The organism is Chryseobacterium soli (genome assembly GCF_000737705.1).
Taxonomy (GTDB): Bacteria; Bacteroidota; Bacteroidia; order Flavobacteriales; family Weeksellaceae; genus Chryseobacterium; species Chryseobacterium soli.
This window is the reverse complement of the sequence record NZ_JPRH01000001.1, coordinates 294,390-315,295: the sequence shown is the minus strand read 5'-3', so window position 1 is coordinate 315,295 and position 20,906 is coordinate 294,390. Positions and strand designations below refer to the sequence as shown.

Here is a 20,906-nt window from a genome sequence, read left to right as displayed (position 1 = left end):
AAGGTTGTATTTTGTGGGGCAAATTTACAAAAAAAATGAATTCAAAACATTTTAACCCTAAAAAATATAGGGGTGGTTGAAGAAAAAATATTTTTTAAACGTGTATTTAACTTTTTTCAGGCTTATAAAATTAATATTCTTAAACAGCTTGTTAAAAGATGCTTAAAATAAAATTGACCAAAGAGTTGTATATTTGTGTGAAATTTATTTTATGACAAATTCTAGAGCAAGAGAGACCACAGAGGCAATTGAAAGACTGTACATTTCTATGAGACATTTGTTTTATAGAGGATTTTTCAAGCCTGGGGGTGTTTCTGGAGAAAGTATCAGAAGCTTGTTGAAAACGATCAATCCTGAAATTTATGGGACCATGAATATTCCAAATAAGTTGGAGCTTGATGGTTTGATGTATGTTTTAGACAGACTTCCGGAAGGGATTGAAGAATGTGCATTTATTCATCTTACTTCAGATGAAGGTTTCGATAAAGGAAGTTTCGAACCTATTGTTCCTAAAAAGAGAAGAAGAAACTGCTATAGAATAGACGAACACCAGATGAATATTGAGGTTCTTTTGGGTCGTTCGGAAATTTATGATATTCTTACCCATTTAACCTTTTTATTTATAGAAGCTGATAAAGTACGTAACCTGGCTTTCCTTCAGGATGAAAACTGGAAACCGACACGTGCGTGGAAAATTATTGAAGATGTAGTAAAAGGAGAAAAGAAGTTCAGCAGAAAAGAAAAAGAAGTAGCGTTAATCCATCTTTCTTCTTTAATGGGAAGAACGTTTGAGGAAACCCTGAATGCCTACAATACTTTTGGGGATGATGAAAATCCGGACCGTTTATTCAAAATCATTTATAATCTTGGAAAAGTAAGTTTAGAAGATGCTAAACAGACCAGAGAAAGAGAGATTCATTTCAGTGCTATATTAAAGGAAAGGGTAGGGCACCACTATTTTGGTGAAAAATGGGCGAATAAAGTAAAAGAGGTTTTATTTGAAAATGATCTTCATATGCGTCCTCTTCATATTATTTCTGCGAATATGCACTCTGTGAAAAATATGCTGTACGCCAATGATGCTCTTAAGAAAAAAGAGCATAAAGAGGTGGACTATAAAATGTACGGAGATATTTCTGACAAGAAAGAGCTTCGTGACAAAGTTTCTAAGTATGCTTTGGATGAAGGCTTACTCTATATCAATGATAAAAGCGGAAGTAATATTGATGTACAGATCATTGACCTCAGCAAAACAGAACTGAAAAACACGCCATTCGGACATATGAAATATGCTGGTGACGATGTTATTTTAGTATTTGATTATGCTTTCGGAGAGCAGGCTTATGAAGTAATGGATGAATTACTGAGACCTTTTGAACAGAAAGGAGAAGTCTATATGATGAAAGTAAAGTCTGTTTCTATCATGGGGAAAGCGGGAATTTTAGAAGGTGGGAAAGGAGATATTATGATCCCTACTTCTCATATCTTTGAAGGAACTGCAGATAACTATCCTTTTGAAAATGCCTTGAAACTTGAGGATTTTAAAGATGATGAATTGAAAGCATTTGAAGGAACCATGATCACTGTTTTAGGAACATCGCTTCAGAACAGAGATATCTTATCTTACTTCATGCATACTTCATGGAAAGCGATCGGTCTTGAAATGGAAGGAGCGCATTATCAGAAAGCGATTCAGGTGGCTTCTAAAATCAGACACCACATTGCACCGGATCTGTTTGTATGTTATGCTTATTATGCTTCGGATAATCCACTGGAAACCGGAAGTACATTATCATCAGGAGGTCTTGGACTTACAGGTGTAAAACCTACCTATCTGATTACCCAGAAGATTCTTGAAAAGATTTTAGACAGCGGGAAAAAACAAAGCCCGAAAAAATAATCTTCAACACAATACAAAAAGCCCCGGATGGATACCATTCGGGGCTTTTTGTATGAAATTTTATTTGATATTAATTACATAATGCCTGGTTTAAAGCTATGATAGATTTCTCGTAATGTTCTCTTTTTACGACAAACTGCATATTGACCTGCATGATAGATTGTGCATAGCATTCAATGTTGATGTCATTTTCATATAATGCTTTCGCTGCCCGATATAGGAATCCTGGAGTTGCAATATTAGTTCCCATTGCACAGACTAACGCAACCGGAACTCCTGTTACCTGATAAAAATTATGTTTAAGTTCTTCCAAAAGCTTTTCGGCGGTCTTACTTTCCCAAATTACCATGGTTATTGAGTTAGCATTGGTAGACTTCAATACGTAACTTATATTATACTTTTGAAAATAGTCCATAATTCGGGCATCATAACCCACTTCGCTTACCATGAGCGGATCGTGAATTTCTATGGCCAGCATTTTTTTAGATCCGGAAACAATCTCAACACGGGCATCCGGAGATACATAGTTTTTTGAGATTAAGGTGCCAATATGATCCGGTTCGAAGGTGTTTTTAATACGGATATTAATTCCCGAAAGCTCCAGCGGTTTTGCTGCCTTTGGGTGAATGGCTTCCATTCCTATATCAGCTAACTGATCTGCAATAATATAATTGGTAAGTCCCACCGGAACACAGTTTTCTATACCCACGATATTGGGATCTGCACTGGACAGGTGATATTCTTTATGTATAACGGCTTCATCAGCCTTTATATCTACGGCAACCTTACTGAACGTAACTTCAGAATAACCACGGTCGAAAACCCTCATAATTCCTTCCGTTCCTTTGGTGTAGCCTGTTGCAACGCAAATGATATTTTCAAAATCGATCCCGCTGAATTCTTTAGAAATTCTCTCATCAATCGTAAGGGCTTCATTGTCATCAAATCCACATAAGTCAACAAACTTTGCATGAATTCCGTTATTATTGATAATGTTGGTGGAATTCCACGCAGAATGGGCTTCACCGATAGATGCCAGAATTTCTCTTGCCGCAAGATGGATATCATGAGCATTTACATATCCTGATGCCAATACCTTACTGAGGCTGCTAAGCATTGTTTTGGCCTGCTCCACTCTGTTTCTTATAAATTCATTAGCTTCAGAAAGCTGAAGACCAATAGTTTCCAGTCCCTGATTAATTACAATAAGTTTTTGACATACTTCATCAAGATTAGCTTTATAATCTTCACCGTTCAAAAACTTTTGATATACACCGGGCTCACCTGTTTTTTTATGTTCTAATAGCCAGTTTGTTACATTATTATAGGCGGAGACTACAAAAACTCTATTGTAAAATTCTCCCTCTTTTCTTTTTCCAATAACGATATTGTAAAGAACATCCTGAAACTGAGACATGGAAGTCCCTCCTATTTTTTCTACTGTCAACATTGTAAAACTTTTTTCAATCTACGAAAATAAGAAATTTAAGATGATTGGAGATACCAATCTGTAAGTCGCCTGTTTTAAATCTTTTTTAAAAAATGCTTATCTTTCAAATTCAAATTCTATGTAAAGATGAGTAAAGGGTTTTTAGGATTATTTCTTTTATTATTTTCAATCGTTTCGGCACAGCAAAACGCCTATTATCAGCAGTCTGCAAAATACAGAATGGATATTGACGTGAATGCTGAAAAATTTACCTACGAGGGTAAGCAGACCTTTGAATATACCAATAACTCTCCGGATGAGCTGAATGTGGTGTATTTTCATCTCTATTGGAATGCTTTTAAACCGAATTCGATGATGGATCAGCGGGTAGCTGGCCAAGGTAAAAACGGAGATTCAAGATTACAGAAGAATGGAATTTCCAGGCTAGCCTCCATTCCTAAAGATCAGGAGGGTGCGCAAAATATCCACTGGATCAAACAAAATGGAAAAGATCTGAAAGTGGAAGTTCAGGAAACTATTATGAAAGTCTACCTGGCAGAACCTATCAAATCCCATTCATCCACAACTTTCACTATGGAATGGGATGCTGTGATTCCGCAGCAGATTAGAAGAAGTGGTAGAAATAACAATGAGGGCGTTGATATGACGATGACGCAGTGGTATCCTAAAATTGCAGAATACGACTATGACGGTTGGGCCACTTTTGATTATATCGGAAGAGAGTTTCATGCCCCCTTCTCTGATTTTGATGTTACCATTAAGATCAATAAAGAGTATGTCATAGGAGCAGGAGGAATCCTTGAAAACCCTGCAGAAGTAAAGGGCTATGATCCTGCTGCAAAAATAAAAACGGATAAGGACAAAAAAGTATCCTGGAAGTGGACGGCAAAAAATATTTTAGATTTTGCATGGAGCGCAGACAGAGATTATACGATCAAAAGTTTTGATGTTCAGGGTGGGCCTAAAGTATACCTGGTGTATCAGAAAAACGATAAGACGAAGGCATGGGAAGAAGCTCAGCCTTATGTTACCAAATATTTCCAGATCATGAATGCTCATTTTGGAAAATATGTGTATCCAACATATGCCTTTATTCAGGGCGGAGATGGCGGAATGGAATACGGAATGTGTACCATGATCTTGGGAGAAGCCAAAAATATTGAAGGACTGATGGGATTAATGGCTCATGAAGGTGCGCACTCATGGTATCAGCAGATGCTTGCTACAAACGAATCGATGCGTCCGTGGATGGATGAAGGTTTTACGAGTTACGCCGAAGGGTACACCATGTATCAGTTATTTCCTCCGGCAGATCAGATTCCCAATCCTTTTGCGAAAACACTGGAGGCGTACAGGAATTTTATCAAAAAAGGAATTGAAGAGCCTGCAGTCTGGTTGGGAGACCACCATGACAATGGTAGTGCTTACACCTATGCTTCTTATGTGAAAGGAGAATTGTATTTGGTTCAGCTGGGCTACATTATGGGTGAGCAGAACTTAGCAGAAACATTGAAACAGTATTATGATCAATGGAACCTGAAACATCCATCAGACAGAGATTTTCTGCATATCGCCCAAAAAGTTTCCGGAATGGATCTGAAGTGGTTCCAGAACTATTGGATCAATACTACGAAAACTATTGATTATGGGATTAAAGATGTGAAATACGAGGCAAAGTCTACGACCATTATTTTAGTGAATAAAGGACAGGTTCCGATGCCGATCGATTTCAGTGTGATGACTACGGATAAAAAAGTAGTCACTTATCAGATTCCATTGAATATGACACACACATGGAAAGATAAAGATATCTACGGTGATTTTACTACATTGAAATATTGGCCATGGACGCAAAAAGAATATACATTGACGATTCCTTATACAAAATCCCAACTGGCCGTGTTGGGAATAGATTTCAGCCAACGATTGGCAGATGTGAATATGGAAGATAATTTTGTAGATGTAAAATAGGAGTATTCCAGTGCATAAAAAGAATTCCTTCAGAAATTTTCTGAAGGAATTCTTTTTTTATTTAAAGTGAGAAGATAGCCTCTTTTTTGTAAGTTCTTTACTGAACTCAAAAACTTTGTCGAGTCCAGACTCGCCATAATAGCAGATGTAATTTCCTTCTTTATCTAAGACTACAAAACTAGAGCAGGGATAATGGTAGTTAAAAAATAATTTTTCTAGTGTTTGCTCCTTATCAGGCTGCCAGTTAATTTCATCAGGGTGATAATATTGGAGCTGACCGTAACTTTTATATACCCAGAAATGCTCATAACTGTTGATCTTTTTCAATTTTTTTAGATAAGGCCGAACATGAAAGCCCCTTCGTGAATTTTCTTCTCTATGGTTACAGGGATCTTCACCCGGATAGTACATGATAATGATAAGGTTTTTATCAAAGCTATTGGTTTCTGATAATGATTTTTTTAATTGCTTGAAAACAGGCTCTGAAAGTTTTCCATAGTTTTTTCTTTTAACAAGAACATTGGTAATCAAGGAATCGCTTTCAAAAGCTAAGTGTAAATTTCTGGTGTTATCCAGCTGGTTTTCGAAATATTCTTTACTTATTTTGGTCATTGCTTCATTGTAGTAGATGGTTTTTTTCTGAGAAAAGCAGAACATTGCAAAAAACAAAAATGGAATAATACTAATTTTTTTCATAGGTGTAGAATAATCTAAGACTGTTACCAATTTATAAAAAAATAAAAAGAAATAAGGTCTGTTTTGTCTGTTGTATTCATTTTAGAAAATTGCAAGCTTTGTCTAATGCAGACTTACTTCAAGCTGTCTTTTGGTATAGGGAAGAGTTTCCAGTTCATATAATCAGGATATTTTCTTTTTAAAATTTCATAGTAAATGTAGTAAGGTTTGCTTTCCTCTAACTTTGTTTGAACAATATTTTTTGAAAGTAACTTCCCTTCATTATCAAAAGTGCAAGAAAATATCCTACCCGTTTTAAAACTTAAAATTCCTATACTTTTGCCTTTTTTATTATATTCAATATGTAGACACATAAAGTTTTCATCATTCTTCTTTAATAGACTTTTAACATCAAGGAAAACATATTCTTTGGAATTTTTAATATCACGATTATTTTTATCTCTATAAAAAATTATTTTTTTTGGAAGTTCATTTTTGTATATTTTTATTGTCGAATCAACTAAATGTTCAGGTTTAATATCATTCTTTTTACAAGAAAATAAAAAACATAAAAATATAGTTATGCATATAAAAGTTTTCATATCATTTGTTTTTAAATTGTAGAATATATTGACCAGCAGTTCTTCTATTTATTAGCATTTGATAAACTGAATTTTCAAATAATTCACCGCTTTCGTCTCCATCTGGATTAAATCCCGTTAAATAATTTCCATAGTGCACAAATTCATGCAGAACGGTTACTGCAAGCAAAAAGTTCGTCGCTTCTATAGTACTTTGTAAAGTTGCTTGCTGTAATCCTAAAGCCAGATCTTCCTTTACATATAATGTTTCAGGGGTCGCAGAGTTAAATAAACCAAAAAGAGGAACACCCTTGTCTTTAAGTCCTGGAATTAATTCAATTTGAGGGCCTTGGCCAAAGGTTAGTTTGTCTAAAACTTGATTTTGAGACATTCCTGAAATTTCTGTAAGCTTATTCAAAAGTAAAGGATTGCTTTGAACATAACTTTTTAATCCTTTTACCATTTGAGTAAATTTAGGATATTTTATTTGATCTAATCTTCTCATTTTAAAATTTGGAGAAGATAAAGTTTCATAGTTGAGAATTGTTGCTGGATTTTCTAGAATAATCTGTTGTAAGAATCCATCAGGAGTATTTTTTAAAAATAAATCTTCGAACTGTACCCAAGAAGCATTAGGATTACCTTTAAAGAAATCTACCGCCCATAGCACAAAATTGGCAGCCTGTACATTAGGATTGTTCTTAAGATACATTCCCAAACGATTGGAAATCGGGATCATGGTAGTATTAGCATCCAGAAAATTGCGCTGCTCATCGGTAAGATAAGGAGCATCCGGAATATTCAAAAGGAAAAATTCTATTCTTGCAGAGCCTAACAGAAGTCCGGGACCTCCGCCTCCGCCTGCTATTTCCCCACCTGCCAAGCCTGATGCTCCGCCCTGTCCTTGTGTACATTTCAACTGGAAGTCAATCGTATAATAGGGCATATCATCTCCTGTGGCCAGGCAGCCTGCTTCTCCCGGAAGATGGTGTTCTGCTAAGTTGCATCGTACCGCAATGACAATGGGAACATACGAACAGTCTACCTTGGAGGTTGTTCCGGGGGGGGGAGAATAGGTTTGTACCGGACTGCCATTGTTCATTTCTATTGAACCCAGACTTTTTCCATTGATGTCCTCATAATATATGGTTCCTGTAAAATCTTCTACCCGGAGATTTTTATCCGTAAATGTTGAAACATATTTTGCAATAAAAGAAGATTCATTTTGCTGTTGATCTATAGCGTGCACCAAAATAGAAAATCCTGATTCCTCTACATCATACAACATATTGTAAGAGGTTCTTTTTAACGTTTTTATCTGTAGTACTTTAGCGTTATCATTGTTTTCACTGCCATTTTTTGAAGCTACAGATTGAGGTAGATGAAGTTTCCCTTGGTTTTCAATAATAAATTGTTTAAACTCCGGGAAATCTTTTACGGTAGCTGTAGTTTTCTGGGTGGTGTGGGAATAAGATGTCTGCTGTTCATTATTTTCGAGTATTTCACTTCTGCAGCTATACAGAAGGAATACCAATGCTATAAGCATGAGGTAGTTAATTTTTTTCATCATGTATTGAATTAAATGTTTTTGCAATACTAAAATATTTTTTTTGATGGACAATGTACTTTTTCGTAAAAATTGTTACTTTTACGTTAGATATTATTATCGTTGCAAAACGAGTACAAATACGGCAGCCTTATTTAATTGTAAGATAATACAGACTGTCACAATAAAATTTTAAACGGTATTCTGAATTCAGATAAGCTGATATGCAATGTATAAAGCAGATCCGAAATCTAAACAGAACATCGAACAACTGAAAAGCAGGTAAATGAATTCTATCGTAATCAATGTAGGGAACAGCAATATCAGATTCGGACTTTTTGATGATGACAATTGCGATATATCATGGGTAATCAATACAAAGCCATATAGAACGGCGGACGAACTTTATGTTCAGATACTGATGCTTTACCAGACCTATAAAGTCGAACCGACAGAGATCACCCGAGTGATTATAGGCTCGGTCGTACCTCAGCTTACCAAAGTGATGAGTTCCGCAATAAAAAAAATTCATGGGATTCAACCTGTTATTGTAGACCGTAATACACCCTCGGAAGTGCAGGCAAAGTCTAAGCAAATGGGGACGGATATTTATGCCAACCTTGTGGCGGCCCATAATATGTATCCGGACAGGAAAAAAATCATCCTTGATTTTGGAACAGCACTTACTGCAAGCTGTGTAGCGGAAACCGGAGAAACGCTGGGCGTAATTATTGCTCCGGGAATCATTACTTCTTTAAATTCATTAATCAGCCATACCGCCCAGCTTCCTGAAATCGAGCTTAAAAAACCGAAAACGGTGCTGGGATTAGATACCGTTACCTGCATGCAGAGTGGAATGGTATATGGGTTTTTAGGAATGGTAGAGGGCTTTATTGACCGTATTAATGATGAGGTTAATGATGATTGTTTTGTGATCGCAACTGGAGGGGTTTCCCATGTGTATAAACCTTTGACGGATAAAATTCATATTGCCGACAGGCTTCATACACTGAAAGGACTTTACTTTTTAGGAAAAGATCTGTAAATGAAAGATTTCCCGGTTTTACTGACAGATAGATTGATTCTTTCCCAACTGAATGAATCTGATATCCCTTTTATTGTTGGATACCTTCAGCAAAAGGTGTTTTCTGAACTTACGTCCAATATTCCGTATCCTTATACCGAAAAAGATGCTGAATTCTGGCTGGAAATGTCACGGGAAGCTTTTATCCGTAAAACAGGATATACCTTTGCCATCCGCGATCATGGACATAGATTTATGGGTGCCATTGGAATTCATGACCGGGGAGATGATAAAGCCGAACTGGGATATTGGCTGGCTGTTCCCTTCTGGAATAAAGGATATGCTACAGAAGCTGCGAAAGTAATCATAGATTTCGGATTTGAAACGCTGAAGCTGAATAAGATATACGCTACACACTTTCTCAATAACCCGGCTTCTGGTAGAATCATGCAAAAAATAGGAATGGAAAAAGAAGCTTTACTGAAGCAGCATATCAAAAAAGAGGACGAGTATCTTGATGTCGTAATGTATTCTCTCTTTAGCAATAAAGAATAACATACAAAAAAACAGCCTTCTCAGGCTGTTTAATTTTTTTATAGTCCACCATTACATGATACACAGTCATTTCCAGGAATTGGATATACCCAGCCTCCACAGCAGTCCGGAACGGGTTGTAATCTGCATCCTATTACTTTTTTACCTGTATCAGGATCGGTGTACAGACATTGGCCAGGCATTAAGCCTCCATTAATTTTTGCAGTTTCTTTTCTTGATAATTTTCTCATATTGTTTTAATTTGGTTGTATCCAAAAATAGAAAATTATTTCATTACTTGTATGTTTTAAAGTAAAATTTGTAATTATTTTTAAATAAAATATTGTTTTGGTGTATATTTAATATTGTTTCTTGAAAAAAGGTGGATTTTTAACTTTTGGTTCATCTTTCATATGGTAATAGAAGATGTGAAATGAATTTACCTTTTGCTTTTAAAGAATTCTTTAACAATCGTAGAGCATTCGTGTTCCATGATTCCAGTTACCATTTCTGTTTTAGGATGCAGGGAAAGGTGTTTATTGATAAAACCTCTCTGCTCATCCCTTGCGCCAATCACAACTTTCGAAATTTGCGACCAGGACAAGGCTCCTGAACACATTACACAAGGTTCGAGCGTAACATACAATGTGCAGTTTTTCAAATATTTTCCACCCAGAAAATTGGCTGCTGAAGTGATAGCCTGCATTTCTGCATGGGCTGTTACATCATTGAGCGTTTCAGTAAGGTTGTGGGCTCTTGCAATCACTCTGTCATTGGAAACGATAACACATCCAATCGGAACCTCATCTTTTTCTAAGGCTATTTCAGCTTCCTGTAAAGCCATTTTCATGTAATATTCGTCTGTAAACATGTAATTATTCGAAGGTCAGGGTTAATGGAAATTTGAAATTGAATCGTACTGGATCACCATTGATGACAGCAGGAGAGAACTTCTCCGAAATGGAGTATAATGCAATTTCAGCTTGTCTGTTGAAAGTGAAATTATCACCCTGTGCATGGACGTTACTGATGGAACCGTCTTTTTCCACAACAAAAGCTACATTTGTCTTTATGGATTTGGTTTCAGTATAAACGCCGTCTGCATAAAAAAGGTTGATGACTTCCTGCCTCAAAATATCGATTCCACCGGGATAATCTGCAGGTTTTTGAATGATGGTCGACTTATCGGCAAATTTATCGGCGGCATATCCTGTACGGGTAATTTTTTGAAGATCTTCCAGGTTTCTTACTTTAAGCAGTGCTCCGATTAAGGCCACATTCTCAATACTATCCATTTTTTTCATGAAAAAAAGGAAATCATTTTTTATGGTAGCTTTTTTGAAGGTATTGGGTTCGGCATCAAACTTTTTCTTAAATTCAGTATTCAGCATACCGCGATGCTGGTTGTAATAGTTTTTTACCTGCTTGAATTCTTCCTTCTGCTGTGACAGACAGAAACAAGAAAATAAGCAGCAGATACTGATGAAAAAAGCCTTCAATATGGATATGTTTATGTAAATATAATCAAAAAATATGGAACTTTCTCTCTTATATTAGTTTTGAAAATAGCGGTTCAGCGACTCCTGAAGATGGGTGCGTATATCATCAACTAAACATTTAGGTTCCAATACCGTTACCTCTTTTCCAAACGAAAGAATCTCCTGCATAAAATCATAAGTGGGATGAAGGAAAAACTCAAAATAGATCTCTTCAGGCGTTTCCTTGGTCTCTTTTTGAGATTGATGGAGCGGGAAACTTCTGATGTATTCTCCCTGATGTCTGCTGCATTTCATGACAATATTCTGCGGCTTCTGCTCGGCCAGATTCATGACGCCAAACGCATTCTTGAAATGTTCCCTGAAATTGTAATTATACTTTTCGCGGAATTTGTTGTCGCTTACATCCAGATAATTGACTCTGTCTAAACCGAATGATTTTAAGATTTTATCCTTCGTATCTATGGCGATAAGGTACCATCTGTCTTTGGATTCCTTCAGTGCCAGAGGATGAACTTTTCGGGAGGTCATCAGCTTGTTTTTATAGTTGTAGTGTTCAAAAGAAACCACCCTTTTATTACGAATGGCAAAGAACAGGTCATAAAAGTTCTCAATCCCGGTAGGTTTTCTGCTTTCGAAAAAAATGAAATCGGAAAAATTGGGATGGGTATTCATGGCGTTGCTCACCTGAAAAGATTCCAACAATTTCTGGTTGTACTCATCTACTTCCATAATCGGGCGACTCTCGATATAATAACGGTTATCTCCTTTCTTTTTATTGTGAATGGAAAGGTTAAAAAGATCTGATATTTCCCGGATATCCCTTTGCAGTGTACGAATCGAGTAGCTTTTGATATCGGCATCCTGAAATTCGAAAGAGTTTAAAAGATAGTCCTCCAGTTGAGAATACGTCGCCGGAGAACTTTCTAATCTTTTAATAATTAAGGCATATCTTGTCAGGTAAAAATCTTTTTTCATGATCTAATTTTGTAAGACAAATATAGATTCTTAATGCGACAAAACGTGTCGTGTTTTATTTTTTATTAGGTTTTAAAAGAATAAAATTTCAATAGTAATGTAATAACGTTAATTTATGGCTTCCATAATTTTATGATAGAGAATGCAATTGTCTTATCTGAAATTAATTCGGTTTCTTTCACTTTAAAAACCGCCAATAAGGCGGTTTTTACTTTTAAAATTCTAATTCTTCGTAATTTAGAAGTGAGCTAATATATAGTTGCTCTCCACTATCATATAAAGATTTCATTCTGATATATCGAAGATTAAACTCGTACGGTATTCTCTCTAAGGGATATTTCATTTTTAGCACATAGTAATCACCTAAAATTTCATGAATCTCATCAAAGCGGTGTTTATTATCCACATAGTCTTCAAGGGTAAATAAATTTCTATACACTACTTTTCTATATTCATCTAGTCTATCATAATAATCTTCAGGTACCTTATGTTCTTTTTCCAAAAGTGTTATTAAGGTATTTTCATACGCCTCAATAATATTACCATAAGAACCCGCTTTTAAAAAGAATTCTTTTTTACCTAAGTCTTCTCCGAAAATGGATTTGTAAATTTCTGTTTCTAAATAAACCTGATCTTTTAATTTGGGATTTAAGAATATTATCTTACGATTACCTTCTGTACATTTTATTCCTTCGGTCTTATAATTTTTAGTTGAAACTAAAATGATGTTTTTTTTTTCTTCTTCCATTATTTTATTTTTTAAATATGAATACAATATTAGTTACTTTTTCTATGTCTCCTAGTTGCTGTATTTCATCTAATTGTTCAGTAGCATTATAAAGTTCTGGTTTTCCATATCCCTTACTTTTTGCCCATTTTCCTGTAAAGGTTTTTAGGGCGGCAACTTCCAGGTTTTCTTTGGTTATTGATAAACCAAAGATTTCATATTTTAACTTGTGTAAGTTTACAGATTCTTCATACTTTTAAAACAAAAACCGCCCTTTTGGAGCGGCTTTATAATTTAAAATCCTAAATCTTCAAACGGCATTTCGGTACTAATATATAAAGGTTCACCACTATCAAATAGTTTTTTTATGGAAAGATAGTGTCTATTGAATTCGTACGGTATTCTTTCAGGAGGAAATCTCATAGGTAACACATAATATTCGCCTAAAATATCGTGTACCTCATCATAAAAATGATTATCGGTATATTCCTTATGGGTAAACAGATTTCGGTGTACTTTTTCTTTATATTCCTCCAGTCTATTGTAATATTCTTTAGGTGCTTCATGTTCTTTTTCTAGAAGTGTTCTCAAGGTATTTTCATACTCTTCAATAATATTTCCATAAGAACCAGCCTCCAAAAAAACTCTTTTTTACCTAAGCTTTCTCCAAAGAAAGATTGATCTTTAATTGGACGGTTTAAAAATAATATTCTTTGTTGTTGTGGTGCAGTCGCCACTTTCATTCCATCAGTTTTATAGTCTTTTGTTGATACTAATACAATATAATTTATTTCCTTTTCCATATCTTTATTTTTAAAAAATAAAGATAACTTCTTGTATCTTGTCTATATTATCTAGCTCTATTTACAAAAAACCGTCTTTATTAGACTGTTTGATTTAAGGATATTTCTTCTGGTCTTCTATAGTAGCTACTGAAATATACAAAGGGTATCCCTCTTCGTAATTTTTTTTTAAAGTATTATAGAACATTTGTAAATAATTCAAATTACTATCACCAGAGTTTTTTCTAAGATTATAATGATATAGCTCTCCTAAAAATTCTCTTACATCTTCATGAAAAATTGCAGGATCGGTGTCAAAATTTTTACTTTTATATGTCTTTAGATATTCCATAGGGTTTTGTGTATGTTCTTTTGGTACTTTTTTCTTCATTTTTAGTACTTCCCTTATCTTCTTTTCTATTGCTTGTACTATGAATTCCCAAGTATTAGGTTCATAATAAAAATCATGCTTCCCAAAATCTTCTCCCAACAATTCTTCAAAAACTTCTTTTTTAAAATCAAATTCATTCCATTCAGGATTGTTTTGATAGTCCCTTAAGCGACAATAATATCCTTTAGGAGCAATTTTAGAATTGTAAAAACCATTTTTTTTATAGTCTTGGATTGATAATAATAAAAAATCCATTTCTTCTTGTGCCATGATGTTAATTATTTATAATATATTACCTTAAGTTCTTCTAATTTATTAATATCTCCTGATAGTTCATCAAATTTAATCATAGGAGTTTTTAACTCAATTTTGTCAAAGCCTTTTTCTTTTGCCCATTTGTAAGGTGTAATCTGTTTTACAGCTTCTATAATATTTTCTTTTGTAATCTGTTTTCCTTGCATGGCTTGTTTAAACTTGGTTAAATTTACGGATTCTCCTCCATATGCAACATAGGCTGAACTTTTTTGATACAGGCCATAAATTCCTTCAAATTCTTTTCCTAAATCTTTTTGCAGTGATACAAAACCGTCATCATACATGGTTTTTCCTAAACTAATATCTGTCATTTCTGCTTTGTTTGCCTGCAATGTGGCGTTTAATGATGGTGGTATAAAAAAGTCTCCGGAATATAAATTCTTCCCATTATCTTTCATTATGTAAACTTTACATAAAAATTTATCATCATCTATCTTATCATGAGCCGTCCATTGTTTTTTACCATACTGAAAATCGTGTAATTCATAATTATACTCAAGATTACTTTTCTTCTTAATAAGCGTCCCAACAAACGTGTCCATATCTCCTACTTTTGTTTGAGAATGTAAAAGTCTATTTGTTTGAGAAGTTCTTTCCGCAAAAAAGAAGTTTTCCATAGCGGTTTGTCCTTCATTTTTGTAGATAGCTACTGCATTATCCATAAATACTTTGGCTTCGGCTTTACTTCCCCTAAAAATTTCTGCCCCTTTAAAAAATACACAAATGCTTCTTTGAGATTCAAATACCTTTTCTACAGCAAATATAATTCTTTTGGCAGCAGAAGATAAACCATATAAAGCTATCACTGCCGGTGGAAAAATTATTGAAGGAAAAACCTGAGGAATGGAAAGTGGTTTATATGTTTTTTGTATTCCTTTGATGATCTTTACGCCATCTATAGTAGCTTCATAAGGCTCAAACCTAATTTGCTTTGCTTTAATGGCTGTATTTAGCTCTTCTGTTAATCCTTTTACATTGATAAAATCGGTAGCTAAACGCGCCCACATAGCATAATGTATATATTTGGTAACTACCGGATGATCTTTTCCAAATTCCGGAATCAAGGTAGCTCCAAAGCCTGCATCTATTGCTACTCCAGTAGCCGAATAAGCTACTCCAATAGTACTTCCTGCTTCTACTGCAGCCATTATTTCTCCTACACCAATAAGGCAGAATGCCATTTGAACAATAACCTGTGCAGCAAGTATATTTGTTTTCCATGTTTCTTCGTTATACAGAAAATAAACAAAGCAGGCAGGAACAGCATATATTTCACCTGCTTTTAGTTTATATATCTCGATATCTTCCACAGGTGTAAGACTTATAATATCTAAGGGGTTACAGGAAATAGGTTTCTGTAAATCATCAGCATTCATATTAGAAAGAAGGGGGGCTGCAATGGTCCCTTTACCGATTTTCACAAAGAGATTCAAATCTGTGGTAAATTTGAGTTTGTTATGTACAGTATCAAATTCCTCTATATTATGATTTCCAAAAGTCCTATTGTCAAATAAGATCTGCCTTCCGAATTCCAATGCTTCTGCATATTTTTTATCCATTTCTCCTTTTTTGACATACGTCATATAGACACTACTAATAATAGAACATACTTCGGAAAATGCTTTAAATCTCAGGTTATTCAGCAAGTGAAAAAGTTTTCCCTCTTGTTCCAGACATATGATAATGTCGAAGAGATCCTGTTTATTGGAACAGGTTTTAAATAGAGCGGCTACAATATCTCCATCATTGAAGCCTGTTGAAATATTAAATCTTGGAAAAAATTCTTCCTCTACACAATATAGTTCGATGTATTTTTTTCTCTGATCAGGATCTAAACTGAAAAAAGGAGTATCAATAAACCATTTAAACATACTTCCTCCCGCAGTAAGGTTCTCTTCAACATAAGAATTCATATCTGCAATACTTGTAATTCTCCCATCTTTCAGCTCGCCCATATTTTTTTTGTAATTCTTAAGCTGATTAATGAGTTGTTTCAAGTCTTTTAAAGAGAAATCTTTGTTGTTATTGATATGAATCCAAAAATAGTTGTAGGGATCTGCTTTAGAAATGATCCATTCATTATAGGCGTGTTTTTCTTCTGCCCTCATTTTGGCAATTGTTCTGTTTACTTCCTGTAAAGCCTTTATTATACCTTGTTCTTTTAAGTTTACCTTGTTTTTCAAAACTTGGCTTGGTACGGCAAATTTTGATTCTTGCTTGCTATTTTGTTCACTGGTAATAAATTTATAATCTGATATAGCATCTTCAATGGCAGTTGAAATTTCATCGTGAGTAAATATGAATGCTTCTTGCCTGTCTTTAATGATATTACTGATAATATATTCTTTAAAGGTTACTTTATCATTAAAGCCGTCATATTTGAAAACTTGCTGAGAACTTAATAATTTATCATACTCTTTAGACCTTCCAGTAATGGTAATATATAGTTCATTTTTACTTCCAAGTAAATAGAATATTAATAAATCAGCATCGCTATGCTCCTTCAAAAATTTAGGGTCATTATATTCATCAACCAATTTGTTTATATCTCCATAAGGTAAAAACTTGTGAAAGTAGGTAGCCCCTTCTCCATCTAAATTGCTGTATTTATTTTCAGGAGAGATTCCTAGGCCACTTATTTTTGTGATTTTAGGCATTTTTAATGAAGGTAAATCATTAGTCCCTAATGCATTTATTGGTTTCATTTTTATAAGTGTTAATTGTTAAAAAAGAAATGGTGGCTTTATTGCCACCATTTCATTAATGTATTTAATCCAAGGTGCTTGTTTCCTTTTCTCCGTGTTGCAATTGTGCATCTTCATCTAATCTGAAACTTGTCTTAGTTTCTAATTCAGAAGGATTCTCACAATTTTTCGGATCAGTTTCCGGGAAAATCGGTAATGGCTGTTCCACTGGAAGTCCGGTAGATTTATCCTGAAGAATGGTAAGTGTAGTAGGCACTCTGGTAATCCAATATTTACCCTGAGCTTCTCCCGTAGGCTGTCTCATTTCGTCCACAATACTCATATACATTGGGTCTCCGATTACCGGAACTTCACCACCGTTCCAGATGATACCCGTTTCCAGGAAGAACTGCACGGCATTTTCAAAGCCTGGTTTTACGGTAACGATAATTCTTGCCATTCCGGCTTGTAGGAAACTTCTGAATAATGGATCTAAGCTTTCACTCAGATAAAATTCCTGCCAGCTCTTACGATTTGCCCAATAATACGGATAGAAGGTGTAATCCATAATCTCCCATTCAAATGCCTGCTCCATAAACTTGGCAAGTGCGGTGTATTTATCAAGATTTTCATTCAGATACACCTGGAAGTTATCCATTGTTGTTTTGTCATCAGCTCCGTTTGTTGTTTCCAATCCTAATGTAGTAAGGTAATCCTGTAGCAAGTATGCAATACAGTTGTGCTTTAAAACATCATGTTCCATGTAACGGTAGAAATTACCTTGCCTTTCTTTAAGTTGTTCTTCTTTTTCTTTCTGTTCTGCATCTAATCTTGCCTGATCCTCCTGGAATTTCACATAAGCGGCTTCATAAGCCTTGATAATAGCATTGAAGTTTTCCGTTTTCCATCTTTGGATGAAGGCGTCTGAAAGTTTGCAGTGTAAGTTTAAGTTGATGGAAACTGAATTTAAATAATTTCCATTATAAGGTACCTTCACAGAATTTTCAAGTGAAAACCCAGAAGCTCCGATTGGTCCGTCAGGATCACTGTTGTAATAAATTGTACTGCTGTTAGTAGGGTGATATACCCAAATTTTGGCATTGTGCCATCCTTTGGAACGCTCATAATGTACACCTCCATCAAATGAATAACAAGCATAGTTTGCTGGAACACCATAATCAAAAACACCTTCTCCTCCTCCAGATCTTGTATCTGAAACGGTTTTGTTAATTTCAGGCAGTTCAGTTAGATCCACACCATAAATTTGTGCCCAATGTTGGATCTGTTCTATAGTTGCGGACTTCGGATCCGGCATTGTCCATGCTCTTTCCGGTGCTGTTCTTGGATCTACTGGAGCAGTAAGTACCTGTGCTTTGGCTACTGTAAGAGCCAGACGGTGTAATCTTGAAGGTTCAGGAACCATAAATTCAAACATGGTACGTTTACCATAATTGTAGATCTGATTTTTCATTTTTTTATCAACCCATCTATAAACTCCTGTAATGTGCTGTGGTGGTTGATTGGTTGTAAGAGCTTTTCCTCTGTTATCAAATTCGTGGACATTGGTTTCTGTGTATTCTTTGATAATCTTCTGTACTCTTTCTTCAGAAATTTTAGTGAGAACTCTTTCCATGGCTCTTTCCGTGATCTCCTGAGATTTCATCATTGCCTGTCTTGTACTGTCATGCTGAGCAGTATTGTTGGCATATTCTGCCCCAACTTCAAAAACGGTTTTGCCTGCTCCATAGCTATATCTTGTATGTGCTGTAATACTTTGGTCTTTTTCCAGTTCTTTAGCAATTTCCGTCTGCATATCTGTTCTGGAGGTTTTGGAAGTATCGGAAATTTTCTCGGTTTCTTCTGATTTAGATGTGGTATCCGTAATTTCAGAATAATCTCTTGAAACAGAAGACTTGTGTCTCAGTTCGCTTGCCATTACATTCTCAATATTGGAAACTTCCCCTGGAACATAAGCGTGAACACTTTGTACGACTTTAAGATAATCTGCAACACCCAGCCTTTTGATTCCGAAATTTTTACGTTTCTGAATTGTTACAGGTTCTGGTTCACCCGGATTTCCTGGGTTTTCTACTGCACGTTTCAGGGTAAGCATTCCCGTAAGGTTTAAGTCCTCTTTCGGGTATTGTTCACCGATATCTCCATATGCCTGGCTTCCGTTATCAAAAATAATTTCTATTCTGAAACTTAAAGTATATCGAAACTTATCCACTAAGCACGTAGGTAAGGTAATTTTATTATCTACGACATAAATATTACTGTAGTTTTCTTCAAAAGTTCCGGCAACGTCTGTGGTGGCAATGATTTTGGCATTGGCAACACTCCATGAAGCATCTTCGACCTCAAAAGAGAAATTAACAAATCCTCCACTTCCTGATAACCTGAAAGAACTGTGTGCAAAGAAACTATATGCCATTGGTGTTCTGTATGTATTCTGAATAACGGGGATAGAAGCACCTCCAACATTTACATATTGTTGTTGTAAAAGAGGCATGTTTTGCAATGCTATTTGTGATGATGAAGAAATATGGCCCTGGATGGCTGTTAAAGCATCAGAATACGTTTGAACTTCGTCATCAAGCATAATAGTCTCATTTCCAATCTTTAGTGTATTGCCTGAGAGAAGCTGAATTCTTTCTGTAGTAGGAACTTTAGACACTTTTTCTGCATCAAATTCAGAGAAAAGCTCTACAAAAAGATCGAAAGATTCCGGAGAAAGCTTTGCTTGTAAATCTTCTAAATCAATTTCATTTTTGTATGAAAATTCAAAGGATGGAACTTCATATTCCTTTAAGCTGTCGTAAAGACGTATTTTCTCTTCTTCCGTGGTTTCCGGAGTTATTTTACTTTCGATTTCGGCCAGTTTTCTTTCATAAATGTCCAGGCGTTCTCTATTTTCACCCATATATTTTGAGTATTCCTCCTGATATGCCTGGTAACGGGATTTGTGGTATTTTTTCTGAAGTTTTTCCAGTTCGGTATTTAATTTCTCCAAAGCTTCTTTTCTGTGGATTGCTTTGTCTGCAGTTAAGGAAGCTCTTGCTTCAGCTTCTAATCTCTGAATAGTTTTTGTACTCAGAACCGGTGTGGATAAATCTTCAGACGTTCTGGAAGAGGGTGAAAATGATGTTTCCGTATCTTCTGAAAATAAAGATGTTGGTAATATTACTTTTCCATCCATCGCTTTTTCTAATGGTTTTTCACCATTCACCTTAATGATTTCCTGATCTGTAAGATCCTGATTGTTCGCAAAACCAAGCTGAATTGCCATCAGAATGTGGCTGATCGCTTCTTTAATATAGAAGTCTCCCTGAATAACGATCACATAGATGAAATTATTCCAAAGAAGAGAGAATGTTTGAACTCCTTGAGCGGTAAGCTCTTTATTGGCATTGATAAGGGTTTTGTAATAATCTGTAACGTAAGTCCAGTCATTACTATCTAACGTTTCTTTTTTAGAAAGTTTTCGCCCGATAATAAGAAGATCTCTAAATACTCCTTCTTCAATTTTCTTTTCTGATTCAAAGCCCAGATTACTGAATCCACTGGCTGCTCTTTTCATTTCTCCAAATTTGGAAGCTTTGGCGGGTCTTCCGGCAACTGCGGTATCGAAAATACCGGTTGCGCCCTTTGGTCTGTGGATAAAGCCTAAATTTTTATCTTTAGTTTCCGTTAATTGTGGATTTCTTAAACTCACAAACCTGAAAAGTGTCTGTGCAGCATTACTTGCTGTACTCATAGTATTTGTTTCTTTATAGTTAATAATGCCTTCTCCGACTAAGGATCCTCCTACAGTAAATGCGGTCTTTGTTGGTGTATTGTTTGTTGCCATTT

Annotated in this window: 18 protein-coding genes; 4 read left to right on the top strand and 14 right to left on the bottom strand. The window is 35.3% G+C overall.

Annotated features, from left to right (window positions below):
* Nucleotides 1-211: 211 nt before the first annotated feature.
* Nucleotides 212-1,900 (top strand): DUF6909 family protein, encoded by a 1,689-nt coding sequence (locus IW15_RS01410; RefSeq protein ID WP_034708708.1) that lies wholly within the window; start codon nucleotides 212-214, stop codon nucleotides 1,898-1,900.
* 70 nt (nucleotides 1,901-1,970) lie between these two features.
* On the opposite strand, the gene IW15_RS01405 is transcribed toward IW15_RS01410, so the two are convergent.
* On the bottom strand, nucleotides 1,971-3,350 hold the full coding sequence (locus tag IW15_RS01405) for an aspartate kinase (protein ID WP_034708706.1): 1,380 nt from the start codon (nucleotides 3,348-3,350) through the stop codon (nucleotides 1,971-1,973).
* Nucleotides 3,351-3,476: 126 nt separating this feature from the next.
* Between IW15_RS01405 and IW15_RS01400 the strand changes: the two genes are divergently transcribed.
* On the top strand, nucleotides 3,477-5,321 hold the full coding sequence (locus IW15_RS01400) for a M1 family metallopeptidase (RefSeq protein ID WP_034708704.1): 1,845 nt from the start codon (nucleotides 3,477-3,479) through the stop codon (nucleotides 5,319-5,321).
* A 57-nt stretch (nucleotides 5,322-5,378) separates the two neighbouring features.
* Here IW15_RS01400 and IW15_RS01395 read toward each other — a convergent pair whose 3' ends face one another.
* The 3 genes from IW15_RS01395 to IW15_RS01385 all read right to left on the bottom strand — a co-directional run bounded on the left by IW15_RS01395 (nucleotide 5,379) and on the right by IW15_RS01385 (nucleotide 8,147).
* Nucleotides 5,379-6,017 (bottom strand): hypothetical protein, encoded by a 639-nt coding sequence (locus IW15_RS01395; RefSeq protein ID WP_034708701.1) that lies wholly within the window; start codon nucleotides 6,015-6,017, stop codon nucleotides 5,379-5,381.
* 113 nt (nucleotides 6,018-6,130) lie between these two features.
* Nucleotides 6,131-6,598, bottom strand: coding sequence for a hypothetical protein (locus IW15_RS01390; protein WP_034708699.1), 468 nt, complete (start codon nucleotides 6,596-6,598; stop codon nucleotides 6,131-6,133).
* 1 nt (nucleotide 6,599) lies between these two features.
* Nucleotides 6,600-8,147 (bottom strand): hypothetical protein, encoded by a 1,548-nt coding sequence (locus IW15_RS01385; RefSeq protein WP_034708696.1) that lies wholly within the window; start codon nucleotides 8,145-8,147, stop codon nucleotides 6,600-6,602.
* Nucleotides 8,148-8,409: 262 nt separating this feature from the next.
* Here IW15_RS01385 and IW15_RS01380 point away from each other — a divergent pair, with 262 nt between their 5' ends.
* Both IW15_RS01380 and IW15_RS01375 read left to right on the top strand, forming a co-directional pair.
* Entirely contained in the window at nucleotides 8,410-9,168 is a 759-nt protein-coding gene (locus IW15_RS01380) for a type III pantothenate kinase (RefSeq protein ID WP_034708693.1), read from the top strand.
* Complete coding sequence (locus tag IW15_RS01375) at nucleotides 9,169-9,702, top strand: GNAT family N-acetyltransferase (protein ID WP_034708690.1); 534 nt, start codon at nucleotides 9,169-9,171, stop codon at nucleotides 9,700-9,702. It abuts the gene before it with no gap.
* A gap of 38 nt (nucleotides 9,703-9,740) precedes the next feature.
* On the opposite strand, the gene IW15_RS01370 is transcribed toward IW15_RS01375, so the two are convergent.
* From IW15_RS01370 to IW15_RS22965, 10 genes are all read right to left on the bottom strand, one after another.
* Nucleotides 9,741-9,932: a hypothetical protein gene (locus tag IW15_RS01370; protein WP_034708688.1), complete on the bottom strand. Its 192-nt coding sequence runs from the start codon at nucleotides 9,930-9,932 to the stop codon at nucleotides 9,741-9,743.
* Nucleotides 9,933-10,120: 188 nt separating this feature from the next.
* Entirely contained in the window at nucleotides 10,121-10,552 is a 432-nt protein-coding gene (locus IW15_RS01365; RefSeq protein WP_034708686.1) for a nucleoside deaminase, read from the bottom strand.
* 4 nt (nucleotides 10,553-10,556) lie between these two features.
* The gene (locus tag IW15_RS01360) at nucleotides 10,557-11,180 is read right to left on the bottom strand and encodes an energy transducer TonB (RefSeq protein WP_228384292.1); all 624 of its coding nucleotides are present in this window, start codon (nucleotides 11,178-11,180) and stop codon (nucleotides 10,557-10,559) included.
* 54 nt (nucleotides 11,181-11,234) lie between these two features.
* Nucleotides 11,235-12,155: a helix-turn-helix transcriptional regulator gene (locus IW15_RS01355; RefSeq protein ID WP_034708684.1), complete on the bottom strand. Its 921-nt coding sequence runs from the start codon at nucleotides 12,153-12,155 to the stop codon at nucleotides 11,235-11,237.
* Nucleotides 12,156-12,369: 214 nt separating this feature from the next.
* On the bottom strand, nucleotides 12,370-12,903 hold the full coding sequence (locus IW15_RS01350) for a hypothetical protein (protein WP_034708682.1): 534 nt from the start codon (nucleotides 12,901-12,903) through the stop codon (nucleotides 12,370-12,372).
* A gap of 273 nt (nucleotides 12,904-13,176) precedes the next feature.
* A complete protein-coding gene (locus IW15_RS22975; RefSeq protein ID WP_034708680.1) occupies nucleotides 13,177-13,473 on the bottom strand; it encodes a hypothetical protein in 297 nt (98 codons plus the stop codon).
* A complete protein-coding gene (locus IW15_RS22970; protein WP_034708678.1) occupies nucleotides 13,470-13,685 on the bottom strand; it encodes a hypothetical protein in 216 nt (71 codons plus the stop codon). Before IW15_RS22970 ends, IW15_RS22975 begins: the two co-directional genes overlap by 4 nt.
* A gap of 94 nt (nucleotides 13,686-13,779) precedes the next feature.
* A complete protein-coding gene (locus tag IW15_RS01335) occupies nucleotides 13,780-14,325 on the bottom strand; it encodes a hypothetical protein (protein ID WP_034708676.1) in 546 nt (181 codons plus the stop codon).
* An 8-nt stretch (nucleotides 14,326-14,333) separates the two neighbouring features.
* Complete coding sequence (locus tag IW15_RS01330) at nucleotides 14,334-17,075, bottom strand: hypothetical protein (RefSeq protein ID WP_034708674.1); 2,742 nt, start codon at nucleotides 17,073-17,075, stop codon at nucleotides 14,334-14,336.
* 64 nt (nucleotides 17,076-17,139) lie between these two features.
* The gene (locus tag IW15_RS22965; protein WP_131368451.1) at nucleotides 17,140-20,904 is read right to left on the bottom strand and encodes a hypothetical protein; all 3,765 of its coding nucleotides are present in this window, start codon (nucleotides 20,902-20,904) and stop codon (nucleotides 17,140-17,142) included.
* Nucleotides 20,905-20,906: the final 2 nt, after the last annotated feature.